Source organism: Cellulomonas sp. HZM (assembly GCF_000708885.1).
In the GTDB taxonomy this organism is placed as follows: Bacteria; Actinomycetota; Actinomycetes; order Actinomycetales; family Cellulomonadaceae; genus Cellulomonas.
Genome location: NZ_JEOE01000016.1, coordinates 25,869 through 37,423, shown reverse-complemented (window position 1 = coordinate 37,423; position 11,555 = coordinate 25,869). Strand labels below are relative to the sequence as shown.

12 protein-coding genes are annotated in these 11,555 nt (G+C 72.0%); 9 read left to right on the top strand and 3 right to left on the bottom strand.

Translation table 11 applies throughout. The features are described 5' to 3' along the window. Positions 1–3 precede the first annotated feature (3 nt). Both AW16_RS0110300 and AW16_RS0110295 read right to left on the bottom strand, forming a co-directional pair. Positions 4–408, bottom strand: coding sequence for a DUF3224 domain-containing protein (locus tag AW16_RS0110300; RefSeq protein ID WP_029290133.1), 405 nt, complete (start codon positions 406–408; stop codon positions 4–6). Positions 409–457: 49 nt separating this feature from the next. Next, positions 458–1,090 carry a lipocalin family protein gene (locus AW16_RS0110295; RefSeq protein WP_029290132.1) on the bottom strand — a complete coding sequence of 211 codons (633 nt, stop codon included), beginning with the start codon at positions 1,088–1,090 and terminating at the stop codon, positions 458–460. 157 nt (positions 1,091–1,247) lie between these two features. On the opposite strand from AW16_RS0110295, the gene AW16_RS0110290 reads away from it, so the two are divergent. The 9 genes from AW16_RS0110290 (at position 1,248) to AW16_RS0110250 (ending at position 10,640) form a co-directional block, all read left to right on the top strand. Next, positions 1,248–1,832 carry a pyridoxamine 5'-phosphate oxidase family protein gene (locus tag AW16_RS0110290; protein ID WP_029290130.1) on the top strand — a complete coding sequence of 195 codons (585 nt, stop codon included), beginning with the start codon at positions 1,248–1,250 and terminating at the stop codon, positions 1,830–1,832. Positions 1,833–1,943: 111 nt separating this feature from the next. After that, entirely contained in the window at positions 1,944–2,936 is a 993-nt protein-coding gene (locus tag AW16_RS0110285; RefSeq protein ID WP_029290128.1) for an ABC transporter ATP-binding protein, read from the top strand. Beyond that, on the top strand, positions 2,933–3,916 hold the full coding sequence (locus tag AW16_RS0110280) for an ABC transporter permease subunit (protein WP_029290126.1): 984 nt from the start codon (positions 2,933–2,935) through the stop codon (positions 3,914–3,916). The genes AW16_RS0110285 and AW16_RS0110280 overlap by 4 nt, the downstream gene beginning before the upstream one ends. A 303-nt stretch (positions 3,917–4,219) precedes the next feature. Then, positions 4,220–6,073, top strand: coding sequence for an acetolactate synthase large subunit (locus AW16_RS0110275; RefSeq protein WP_029290125.1), 1,854 nt, complete (start codon positions 4,220–4,222; stop codon positions 6,071–6,073). Between the two features lie 98 nt (positions 6,074–6,171). Further along, a complete protein-coding gene (gene ilvN, locus AW16_RS0110270; protein WP_029290124.1) occupies positions 6,172–6,696 on the top strand; it encodes an acetolactate synthase small subunit in 525 nt (174 codons plus the stop codon). Positions 6,697–6,739: 43 nt separating this feature from the next. Beyond that, entirely contained in the window at positions 6,740–7,768 is a 1,029-nt protein-coding gene (gene ilvC, locus AW16_RS0110265; RefSeq protein WP_029290122.1) for a ketol-acid reductoisomerase, read from the top strand. 118 nt (positions 7,769–7,886) lie between these two features. Continuing rightward, on the top strand, positions 7,887–8,327 hold the full coding sequence (locus AW16_RS0110260; RefSeq protein ID WP_051681853.1) for a hypothetical protein: 441 nt from the start codon (positions 7,887–7,889) through the stop codon (positions 8,325–8,327). Positions 8,328–8,402: 75 nt separating this feature from the next. Next, entirely contained in the window at positions 8,403–9,461 is a 1,059-nt protein-coding gene (locus AW16_RS0110255) for a 3-isopropylmalate dehydrogenase (protein WP_029290118.1), read from the top strand. 69 nt (positions 9,462–9,530) lie between these two features. Beyond that, positions 9,531–10,640, top strand: coding sequence for a branched-chain amino acid aminotransferase (locus AW16_RS0110250; protein ID WP_029290117.1), 1,110 nt, complete (start codon positions 9,531–9,533; stop codon positions 10,638–10,640). 69 nt (positions 10,641–10,709) lie between these two features. Here the strand turns inward: AW16_RS0110250 and AW16_RS0110245 are convergent, their stop codons facing one another. Then, positions 10,710–11,297 (bottom strand): DUF6069 family protein, encoded by a 588-nt coding sequence (locus tag AW16_RS0110245; RefSeq protein ID WP_029290115.1) that lies wholly within the window; start codon positions 11,295–11,297, stop codon positions 10,710–10,712. Between the last annotated feature and the right edge of the window lie 258 nt (positions 11,298–11,555).

Sequence of the window (11,555 nt, the reverse complement as noted above, 5' to 3'; positions counted from 1 at the left end):
GGGTCAGTCGAGCGTGTACTCGAACCTCATGCGGTGCGTGCCGTCGGCGTCGATCACGAGCTCCCCGCCGCCCAGGATCCCGGCCAGGGCGCCCGTCCCGCTGCCGGCGACGATCGTGAACCACTCGCCGAACCGACCGGCACCGGCCGTCGAGGCGGCGTGCGCGAAGTTGAACGACCCCTCGCGACCGTCGAGCGAGCCGACGAACGACTCCAGCGCGACGTAGGTCCCCTCGCCCCGCGCGGGATCGAACGCCGACGTGAAGATCGTCGTCGACCGCCCCTCGACGTCGCCGGTGTAGCGCTTCTTCATCGTCGCGACGCCGACACCCATGGCGGTGGGGGGCGACTCCACGTCGAGCGTCACGGGCGTGAAGTCACTGACGACGAACTCTCCCTCGGTGATCATGCCGCGACCCTAGCGAGGGGGTCCGACGCGACCGGCTCGAGGGCCCCCGTCAGCAGAGCGGGCCGCGGCTCTTCTGGCCACTCGTCTGCGGCGTCAGGGAGAAGTCGCACGCGTCGTAGCCGGCGCCCGCGATGGCGGCGCGGACCTGCGCGAGCTGGTCGGCGCCGAGCGACGGGGTGCGCGACAGCACGAACCCGCTCAGGCGCGTCGGGTCGCCGACGACCGCCCAGTCGTACGCCGACCCGACCCCGACGACGACGTAGTCGGCGCCGCCGAGGTGCACGTACCGGCCTCCGACCTTCAGGAACGCGACGTTGAGCTCGGAGCTGTCCGGCGCGTTCAGCACCTTGCCCTCGCCGGTGACGCTCGACGTGCCGCCGAACCAGGTCCGGCAGACGTTGCGCACGCCGAGCGTCGTCGCGCTCGTGAGCGTGTAGGTGGCCGTCACGTCGCGCGCGCACTGCAGCTCGTAGAGGGCGGGGACGGCGGCGACCTGGTACCAGGTGCCGAGGTACCGCGGGACGTCCAGCCCGGAGACGCCGACGACGCCGCCGCCCTGGGTCGAGGCGGAGGGGGCTGTGGCCGGCGTGGCCGCGGTGCTCGCCGTCGCGGGGACGACCAGCGCGCACACGGCGAGTGCGGCGGCGGTGACGGCACGGGTGGTGCGGAGCGTGATGCGCATGACGACCTCCGGGGGCGGACGGCGGCGGCCGGCCGGGAGACCGGCGGGAACATCAGAACGCTAGCCCGGCTAGCTATATCTCGCGTGCGGACAGCGCCGACATCTCCGACGGGGCCGATAGGGGCGACAGGGACGACGACGCCCGTAACGTGGGCCCATGGGAAAGGTGCACGAGCGCATCGACGACCGGCTGCGCGCCTTCGTCGAGGCCCAGCCGATGTTCTTCGTCGCGACGGCTCCGACCGGACCGGGCGGCCACGTCAACGTCTCCCCGAAGGGCGTGCGCGGCTCGTTCGTCGTGCTCGACGACCGCACCGTCGCCTACGCGGACCTGACCGCGAGCGGTTCGGAGACCATCGCGCACCTGCGTGACAACGGGCGCATCACGATCATGTTCTGCGCCTTCGAGGGTCCGCCGAACATCGTCCGCCTGCACGGGACGGGCCGGTTCGTCACGCTCTACGACGACGGCTTCGACGAGCTGCTGGCGCGCATCCCGGACGCGCCCGACGAGTCCCACGGGACGCGCGCGGTGGTCGTCGTCGACGTCGACAGGGTCTCCGACTCGTGCGGCTACGGCGTCCCGCTCATGACGTACGCGGGGGAGCGCGACCTGCTCCCGCCGTTCATGGAGCGCAAGGGCGTCGAGGGCCGCGCGGACTACCGGCGCCTCAAGAACCGCACGAGCATCGACGGCCTGCCCGCGTTCGACATGGACCCGCTCGAGCCCTCCGCGACCTGACCGCGACGACCCGCCACGAGCAGACCTCGCGAAACGCCCCCGCGGGACCCGTCCGGACCGCTACGGTTCGGGCAGTCGCGACGACGGTGCGCGCACGACGAGGGGGCATGCGTGACCGAGCTGGCGATCTCCACCCGCGGGCTGCGCAAGACGTACCGCAAGCTCAACCTGAGCCGGTCGGTGGCCGTCGAGGGGCTCGATCTCGACGTGCCGGTCGGCGGCGTGCACGGGTTCCTCGGCCCCAACGGGTCGGGCAAGACGACGACCATCCGCATGCTGCTCGGCCTGATCCGGGCCGACGAGGGCTCGATGCGGCTGTTCGGCGAGGAGGTGCCGCGCCGGCTCCCGGACGTCGTCGGCCGCGTCGGTGCCATCGTCGAGCAGCCCAAGTTCTTCCCGAACTTCTCCGGCCGACGCAACCTGACGCTGCTCGCCGGAGCCATCGGCGCCGACCCCGCACTCGTGGACGTGGTCATCTCCGACGTCGGTCTCGCGGACCGCGCCAAGGACCGGTACCGCGGCTACTCGCTCGGCATGAAGCAGCGACTCGCGATCGCCGCGACGCTCCTGAAGGACCCCGACCTGCTGATCTTCGACGAGCCGACGAACGGCCTCGACCCCGCGGGCATCCGCGAGATCCGCGGGACGATGCGCGGCCTGGCCGACCGCGGCAAGACCGTCCTGGTCTCGAGCCACATCCTCACCGAGGTCGAGCAGGTCGCCGACACGGTCTCGATCATCGCGCGCGGGCGGCTGCTCGCGAGCGGGACGGTCTCCGAGCTCATCGGGAGCGGCACCGCGCTGTCGGTGCGGGTCGGCGTGCCCGACCCGGACGCGGCCGGCCCCGTGCTCGCGGAGCAGGGATGGGCGGTGCGCCGGGACGGGCGGCTCCTCGTCGTCGACGGCGCCGCTGACGCGGGGCGCATCACGCAGGTGCTGGCCGGCCGCGGGATCTTCGTCGACGAGCTCGTACCCGTGCGCGCCGACCTCGAGTCGGTGTTCCTCGAGCTGACCGCTGGTGCCGGTCCGGGCACCAGGCCCCAGCCGCCGGGCGCTCCGTCGCACGGTCGCCGCGCCGCGCAGACCGAGGGGAGCGCGCGATGAGGCTCGTGCGTGTCGAGCTCAGCCGGTTCCGCGCGCGGGTCCTGCTGTGGTGCGTGTCCGCCGGCATGGTCGGGCTCGCGGTCGTGCTGGTGCTGACGGGCTGGAGCTCGACGCGGCCGCCGAACGCTGCCGAGCTGCGTGACGCCCGCACGTACTACGAGCAGGCGCTGGAGGACTGGAAGGACAACGGCGACCAGATGCTCGCGGACTGCCTCGACCAGCAGTCGCAGGACCCCGACCCGAAGGCCGACTACGGCTGCAGCAGCATGGAGCCGAAGCTCGAGCAGTACCTGCCGTACACCCCCACGCTCGGGGACGACGGGATCTCGCGCATCAGGGAGATCAGCCTGGCGGTCGTCCTGGCCAGCGCGCTGATGGCCGTGAGCTTCGTCGCCGCCGAGTTCTCCACCGGCGCCATCAGCAACTGGCTGACGTTCGCGCCCCGCCGCGGGCGCGTCTACGTCTCGAAGGTCGTGGCCGCGCTCCTGGGCGTCGTGCCGGTCGCCGCACTGACGGTGCTCGTCGCTGCCGGCGGCACCGTGCTCGCTTTCCGGACGAACGGGCTGGCCGACGACGTGCCCGCGCCCGTGTGGCACCGCCTGCTCGACACCTCGCTCCGCCTCCTGGCGCTCGCGCCGATGGCCGCGCTCCTGGGTGCCGCCCTCGCGTTCCTGCTCCGGCACACCGCGGCCGTGCTCGGCACGCTGGTCGGATGGGCTGTGCTGTGGGAGGGGATCGTCGGCAACACGGTCTCCTGGGCGCGCCCGTACACGCTCACGCTCAGCATCAACGCGTGGGTCCGGGGCGGCACGAACTACTCGGTGGAGGACTGCAGCACGCGCGACGACGCGGGGATGCTGCAGTGCACGTGGGTGGACAAGCACCTCGGCATGGCGCAGGCGGGATGGCAGCTGGTGGGTGTCGCGGTGGTGCTCGCGCTCGTCGCGCTCGTCGTGTTCCGGCGGAGGGACGTGGGCTGACGAAGCTCGGCGGAGGGCCGCACGCGACGAGGTCGTGTCCACACAGCGATCTCGTGAACCACGATGTGAGACGGCGTGACACCGAGCCTACGGAGGCGTAGCCTCGCTCGCGTGCAGACGATCCTCCTCGTAGTACTTCCTGAGCGCGCCGGCTGAAGCCACCCGCACAGGTTTCGTCAGCGCGCTCACCCCTCGACCCGCCGGACCACCCGGTGCCGAGGGGTTTTCGTTTTCCGGCCTGGGCGCGCCGACACGACGAGCACGGGCCACCGCACACCCCACCGCACGCAGGGAGAGACACCGATGGTCACCGGACCCCACCCGGCACCGCCCCGGACACCCGCGCCCGTCGCGCCCACGCCCGCCCCTCGGCCCGCCACGGCCTCGACGGCCGCCCCGCGCGTCAGCGAGCAGGTCACCGGCGCGCAGTCGATCGTCCGCTCGCTCGAGGAGGTCGGCGCGGAGGTCGTGTTCGGCATCCCCGGTGGCGCGATCCTCCCGACCTACGACCCGCTCATGGACTCGACCCGCCTGCGCCACATCCTGGTGCGGCACGAGCAGGGTGGCGGGCACGCCGCGACCGGGTACGCGCAGGCCACCGGCCGCGTGGGCGTGTGCATGGCGACCTCGGGCCCGGGTGCGACGAACCTCGTGACGCCGATCGCCGACGCCAACATGGACTCGGTGCCGCTCGTCGCGATCACCGGCCAGGTGGGTGCGTCGCTCATCGGCACGGACGCGTTCCAGGAGGCCGACATCGTCGGCATCACGCTGCCGATCACGAAGCACAACTACCTGGTCACCGATCCGGCGGACATCCCGCGCGTCATCGCGGAGGCGTTCCACATCGCCTCGACGGGCCGTCCCGGGCCGGTGCTCGTCGACATCGCGAAGTCGGCGATGCAGTCGACGACCACGTTCACGTGGCCGCAGGACGTCTCGCTGCCGGGCTACCACCCCGTGACCAAGCCGCACGCCAAGCAGATCCGCGAGGCGGCCCGGCTGCTGGCGACCGCTCGTCGGCCGGTGCTGTACGTGGGTGGCGGCGTGATCCGCGCGCGCGCCTCGCAGCAGCTGCGAGCGCTCGTCGACGCCTCGGGCGCGCCCGTCGTCACGACGCTGATGGCCCGCGGCGCGCTGCCCGACACGCACCCGCAGCACCTCGGCATGCCCGGCATGCACGGGACCGTGCCCGCGGTGGCGGCGCTGCAGAAGGCCGACCTCGTGGTGGCGCTGGGCGCGCGGTTCGACGACCGCGTCACGGGGCTGCTGTCGAGCTTCGCGCCCGGCGCGGCGATCGTGCACGCGGACATCGACCCCGCGGAGATCGGCAAGAACCGCGCGGTGGACGTGCCGATCGTCGGCGACCTGCGCGAGGTCCTCGCGGACCTGCTGCCCGAGCTGGCGCGCGAGCACGGGCAGCACGGCAAGCCGGACCTCGAGGGCTGGTGGAAGCAGATCGACGACTGGCGCGAGACGTTCCCGCTCGGGTACGACGAGCCGTCCGACGGCCACCTCGCACCGCAGCACGTCATCCAGCGCATCGGCGAGCTGTCCGGACCCGAGGCCACCTACGTGGCCGGTGTCGGCCAGCACCAGATGTGGGCCGCACAGTTCATCCGGTACGAGCGCCCCAACGCGTGGCTCAACTCGGGCGGGCTCGGGACCATGGGCTTCGCGGTGCCCGCCGCGATGGGGGCGAAGGTCGGTGAGCCGGACCGCACGGTCTGGGCGATCGACGGCGACGGCTGCTTCCAGATGACCAACCAGGAGCTCGCGACCTGCACGATCAACGAGATCCCGATCAAGGTCGCGGTGGTCAACAACTCCTCGCTCGGCATGGTGCGCCAGTGGCAGACGCTGTTCTACGAGTCGCGCTACTCCAACACCGACCTGCACACGGGCCACGGGACCGCGCGCGTGCCGGACTTCGTCAAGATGGCCGACGCCTACGGCTGCGTGGGCCTGCGCTGCGAGACGAAGGCGGACGTCGACGCGACGATCGAGCGCGCGCTCGAGATCGACGACCAGCCGGTCGTCGTCGACTTCACCGTCTCGCGTGACGCGATGGTGTGGCCGATGGTCGCCGCGGGCGTGAGCAACGACAAGATCCAGTACGCCAGGGGCATCAGCCCCGCGTGGGACCGGGAGGACTGAGGCGCAATGAAGCGGAAGTTGAGGGCCGCAGCGAAGCAAGGCACTCGGCTGCAGCGGAATGCAGCCACAGGCCGACCCACGAGCACGGAGGACTGATCATGAGCCGCCACACCCTGTCGGTGCTGGTCGAGAACAAGCCCGGCGTGCTCACGCGCGTCGCGGGCCTGTTCGCCCGGCGCTCGTTCAACATCCACTCGCTCGCGGTGGGCCCCACGGAGCACGACGAGATCAGCCGCATCACGGTCGTCGTCGACGTCGACGAGCTGCCGCTCGAGCAGGTCACCAAGCAGCTCAACAAGCTCATCAACGTCATCAAGATCGTCGAGCTCGAGGACGCCGCCTCCGTGCAGCGCGAGCTGATCCTGGTGAAGGTGCGCGCCGACGCGAGCCAGCGCACCGCGGTGCTCGAGGTCGTCCAGCTGTTCCGCGCGCACGTCGTCGACGTCGTGCCGGACACGGTGGTGATCGAGGCCACCGGCTCGCCCGGCAAGCTGGACGCGCTGCTCGCGGCGCTCGAGCCGTACGGCGTGCGCGAGATCGTGCAGTCCGGGACGGTCGCCATCGGCCGCGGCTCCCGCTCGATCACGGACCGGGCGCTCGAGCGCGTCACGCGGTCCGCCTGATACCACTGACCCCATCACTCACGTTTCAACAAGGAGAGACACCGTGGCTGAGCTGTTCTACGACGACGACGCAGACCTGTCGATCATCCAGTCCAAGAAGGTCGCCGTCGTCGGTTACGGCAGCCAGGGGCACGCGCACTCGCTGAACCTGCGCGACTCCGGCGTCGACGTCACCGTCGGCCTGCGCGAGGGTTCCGCCTCGCGGGCCAAGGCCGAGAACCAGGGCCTCAAGGTCGCGACCGTCGCGGAGGCGGTCGCGGGTGCGGACGTCGTCGTGATCCTCGCGCCGGACCAGGTCCAGCGCATCGTCTACCGCGACGAGATCGAGCCGAACCTCAAGGACGGCGCGGCGCTCGTCTTCGGCCACGGCTTCAACATCCGCTTCGGCTACATCAAGCCGGCGGCGAACCACGACGTCCTCATGGTCGCGCCCAAGGGCCCGGGTCACCTCGTGCGTCGCGAGTACGTCGACGGGCGCGGCGTGCCGGTCATCGTCGCGGTCGAGCAGGACGCCTCGGGCACGGCGTGGGACCTCGCGCTGTCCTACGCCAAGGCGATCGGTGGCCTGCGCGCCGCCGGCATCAAGACGACGTTCACCGAGGAGACCGAGACCGACCTGTTCGGTGAGCAGGCCGTCCTGTGCGGTGGCGTGTCGCAGCTCATCCAGTACGGCTTCGAGACGCTGACCGAGGCGGGCTACCAGCCCGAGGTCGCGTACTTCGAGGTGCTGCACGAGCTCAAGCTCATCGTCGACCTCATCTTCGAGGGCGGCATCACCAAGCAGCGCTGGTCGGTCTCCGACACGGCCGAGTACGGCGACTACGTCTCGGGCCCGCGCGTCATCACGCCGGACGTCAAGGCGAACATGGGTGCCGTCCTCGCGGACATCCAGTCCGGCGCCTTCGCGGAGCGCTTCATCAACGACCAGGACGCCGGCGCGCCGGAGTTCAAGGAGCTCCGCGAGAAGGGTCAGAACCACCCGATCGAGCCCGTCGGCCGCGAGCTGCGCAAGCTGTTCGCGTGGGTGAAGCCCTCGGACTCCGACTACGTCGAGGGTTCCGCGGCGCGCTGACCTCAGCACGCACCGCCGACGGGGCGGGAGCGACCACTCGTGGTCCGCTCCTGCCCCGTCGTCCGTCGTGCGGCAGGATGGGCGGCACGATGGGCGGCACCACGACGAGAGGGCGGCGATGAGCGACCAGAGCGGGCACCACGAGGTGCAGGACGACCTGTACGCGCAGGACGCGGTGGCGTCCGACGGCGACGACCGGATCACGGCGTTCTGGCAGGCCGCGCGGGGGCACGTGGGCTTCGGCAAGCTCGACGGCATCGTCGGTGCGGTGCCGCTCGACGTCGTGCCGCCGCCCTCGTTCTCCTACGGCGAGGGCGCCGAGGCGGACGACGCGGTGCGGGACATCCTCGCGGGCACGCGGACGACGACGAGCGCGCCGACGGCCGACTTCGGCGGGGGTGACCTGCCGCGCGTGGGCGACCTCGCGATCGTGCTCGACGGCTCGGGCGAGCCGCGTGCGCTCGTGCGGACCACCGAGGTGGCGCCGGGTGCGGACGAGGTCGCCGAGACGTACGAGCTGGTCTACCCGACGGACGGCGCGACGCCGCCCGTCGACTGACCGGAGCACGCTGGGCTCCGACCATCCTGTGAGATGGGCGTCCCGAGAGTTGGGACGGCGGACTAGGGTGACCGCATGAGCAGCCCCGCACAGCCCCGTGACATCCAGCTCGCCGTCGTCGCAGGTGACGGCATCGGCACGGAGGTCGTCGAGCAGGGCCTGCTGGCGCTCGACGCCGCGCTCACGGGCACGGGTGTGAACGTGCGCACGACGGACTTCGACCTCGGCGCGCGCCGCTGGCACGCGACCGGCGAGACGCTGACGGACGCCGACCTCGCCGCGATCCGCACGCACGACGCGATCCTGCTCGGCGCGATCGGGGACCCGAGCGTGCCGTCGGGCGTGCTCGAGCGGGGACTGCTGCTCAAGCTCCGCTTCGAGCTCGACCACTACGTCAACCTGCGCCCCAGCAAGCTCTACCCGGGCGTCCCGACCCCGCTCGCGGCCCCGGGCGACGTCGACTTCGTCGTGGTGCGCGAGGGCACCGAGGGTCCGTACGTCGGCAACGGCGGCGCGATCCGCGTCGGCACGCCGCACGAGGTGGCCAACGAGGTCTCGGTGAACACTGCGTTCGGTGTCGAGCGCGTGGTCCGCGACGCGTTCGCCCGGGCCGCGGCGCGCCCCCGCAAGAAGCTCACGCTCGTGCACAAGCACAACGTCCTCGTGCACGCCGGCCACCTGTGGCGTCGCACGGTCGAGGCCGTCAACGCCGAGTTCCCGGACGTGACGGTCGACTACCTGCACGTGGACGCGGCGACGATCTTCCTCGTCACGAACCCGAGCCGGTTCGACGTGATCGTCACCGACAACCTGTTCGGCGACATCCTGACCGACCTCGCGGCGGCGATCACCGGCGGCATCGGCCTGGCGGCGAGCGCCAACATCAACCCGGACCGCACGGCCCCGAGCATGTTCGAGCCCGTGCACGGCTCGGCGCCGGACATCGCGGGCCAGGGCAAGGCCGACCCCACCGCCACGGTCCTGTCGGTCGCGCTCCTGCTCGACCACCTGGGCTTCGCCGACCGCGCGCGCGCGATCGAGGCGGCGGTGGCCGCCGACATCGCCGAGCGCGACGGCCGAGTACGTTCGACGGCCGAGGTGGGCAAGGACCTCGCCGCGCGCATCGCCGGCTGAACGCCTCCCTGTCCCGTCGGCCGTCTCCCCAGGTAACGTCGTCCCGACCCTGGTGAAAGGCCCCCCGACATGAGCACCATCGCGACATCGACGTCCGCCGACCTCTTCGAGGTGCACCGGACCGACACCCCCGTGCCCGACGAGCAGCGCGCGCAGGCGCTGGCCGCGCCGAAGTTCGGCACGGTCTTCACCGAGCACATGTCCCGCGTCTCGTACACCAACGAGCACGGCTGGCAGGACCGCCGGGTCGAGAAGTACGGCCCGCTGCAGATGGACCCCGCGACCGCCGTGCTGCACTACGCGCAGGAGATCTTCGAAGGGCTCAAGGCGTACCGGCACCCGGACTCGTCGGTGTGGACGTTCCGCCCGCACGCGAACGCAGCACGATTCGCCCGCTCCGCGCACCGCCTCGCGCTGCCCGAGCTGCCCGAGGCCGACTTCCTCGGCGCGATCGAGGCGCTCGTGCGGGTCGACGAGGCGTGGGTGCCGTCGGGCGAGGAGACGAGCCTGTACCTGCGGCCGTTCATGTACGCCTCGGAGTCGTTCCTGGGCGTGCGGCCCTCGCTCGAGGCGGAGTTCCTGGTCATCGCCTCGCCCGTCGGTCCGTACTTCGCCGGCGGCGTGCGCCCGGTGTCGATCTGGGTGGACCAGGAGTACCACCGCGCGGGTGCCGGCGGCACCGGGGCGGCGAAGTGCGGGGGGAACTACGCGGCGAGCCTGCTGCCGCAGCAGGCGGCGTACGCCAAGGGCTTCGAGCAGGTGTGCTTCCTCGACGCGTCGACGAACACCCAGCTCGAGGAGCTGGGCGGCATGAACGTGTTCGTCGTCTACGCCGACGGCAGCGCGGCGACCCCGCCCGTGTCGGGGTCGATCCTCGAGGGCGTGACGCGCTCGTCGATCGTGCAGCTGCTCGTCGACGCCGGGCACGAGGTGTCCGAGAAGGCGCTGCCACTCGACGAGGTCCGCCGCGGGCTCGCGGACGGCTCGATCTCCGAGGTGTTCGCGTGCGGGACCGCGGCGGTCATCACGCCGATCGGGCGCCTCGCGAGCGACGACTTCGACCTCGCGGTGGCCGACGGGGACGCCGGGCCGGTGACGAGCCGCATCCGCTCCGAGCTGACGGACATCCAGTACGGCCGCGCGACCGACCGGCACGGGTGGCTCCACCGGCTGGTCTGACCCCGAGCACGCACGACGCCCGGGACCGGAGGCGCTCGCCTCGGTCCCGGGCGTCGTGCGTGACGGACGTCAGCGACCGCCGACGATCCGCGTCGTGCGAGCCAGCACCGACGCCAGCAGCGACCAGATCGCGATCCCCATCACGAGGTTCACGAGGCCCGAGCACAGCGCTCGCGTCGTGTCGTCGGTCCACGTCAGGGGCAGCAGCGCGACGACGAGCGTCGCGAGGCCGACGATCCAGCCGAAGAACGCGCGGGGACGAGGCGTCGAGACCACGAGGAGATGCAGCAGGCCGCCCGCGAGCAGCGCCGCTGCGACGCCGCCGACGACGTAGGCGCCGAGGTGGCTGTCGGTGCCGAACGGGTCCTGCACGACGAGGTCGACGTCGAGGATCTTCTCGAAGACCACGACGCCGACGACACCGACGAGCGCCGCGACGACCGCGGTCGCGACGACGCCGCCCCAGTACTGGCCCGCGTTCAGCGTGAGCCGCGGCTCGGCCGGTCGCGCGGGCGCGGGGGCAGGGACCTCGGCGGCGGTCGGCTGCAGCGCGGGCGGGGTCGGGGGCAGTCCGCCGTCGGCTGCCGGGGGTGTCGCCGCGGCCGGTGGCGTGGTGAATCGCTGGGTCGGCTGCGGGTCCGACGGTGGCACGGTCATGGCGCTCTCCTCGGGCTTGCGGGTCGGGCTTGCGGGTCTGGCTTGCGGGTCGGGCTTGCGGGTCGGGCTTGCGGGTCACGGTCGCGCTCGACGCTAGCGACGACCGGTGCCCGCGTCGCGCCGAGAGACACGATGCCGCCCGAACGGGGCACGTCCACGTGCTGGAACGCGTGACCAGCGAGCGTGACGTGTGCCACGATGACCCCGTGACCAGCTGGACGCTCATTATCGAGTAGCGCGTCGACCACCCGTCGACGC

Bases quoted from the DNA above. Each gene is read 5' to 3' on its own strand.
- AW16_RS0110300 (WP_029290133.1), bottom strand. From the start codon at position 408: ATGATCACCGAGGGAGAGTTCGTCGTCAGTGACTTCACGCCCGTGACG.
- AW16_RS0110295 (WP_029290132.1), bottom strand. From the start codon at position 1,090: ATGCGCATCACGCTCCGCACCACCCGTGCCGTCACCGCCGCCGCACTC.
- AW16_RS0110290 (WP_029290130.1), top strand. From the start codon at position 1,248: ATGGGAAAGGTGCACGAGCGCATCGACGACCGGCTGCGCGCCTTCGTC.
- AW16_RS0110280 (WP_029290126.1), top strand. From the start codon at position 2,933: ATGAGGCTCGTGCGTGTCGAGCTCAGCCGGTTCCGCGCGCGGGTCCTG.
- AW16_RS0110275 (WP_029290125.1), top strand. From the start codon at position 4,220: ATGGTCACCGGACCCCACCCGGCACCGCCCCGGACACCCGCGCCCGTC.
- ilvN (WP_029290124.1), top strand. From the start codon at position 6,172: ATGAGCCGCCACACCCTGTCGGTGCTGGTCGAGAACAAGCCCGGCGTG.
- AW16_RS0110260 (WP_051681853.1), top strand. From the start codon at position 7,887: ATGAGCGACCAGAGCGGGCACCACGAGGTGCAGGACGACCTGTACGCG.
- AW16_RS0110255 (WP_029290118.1), top strand. From the start codon at position 8,403: ATGAGCAGCCCCGCACAGCCCCGTGACATCCAGCTCGCCGTCGTCGCA.
- AW16_RS0110250 (WP_029290117.1), top strand. From the start codon at position 9,531: ATGAGCACCATCGCGACATCGACGTCCGCCGACCTCTTCGAGGTGCAC.
- AW16_RS0110245 (WP_029290115.1), bottom strand. From the start codon at position 11,297: ATGACCGTGCCACCGTCGGACCCGCAGCCGACCCAGCGATTCACCACG.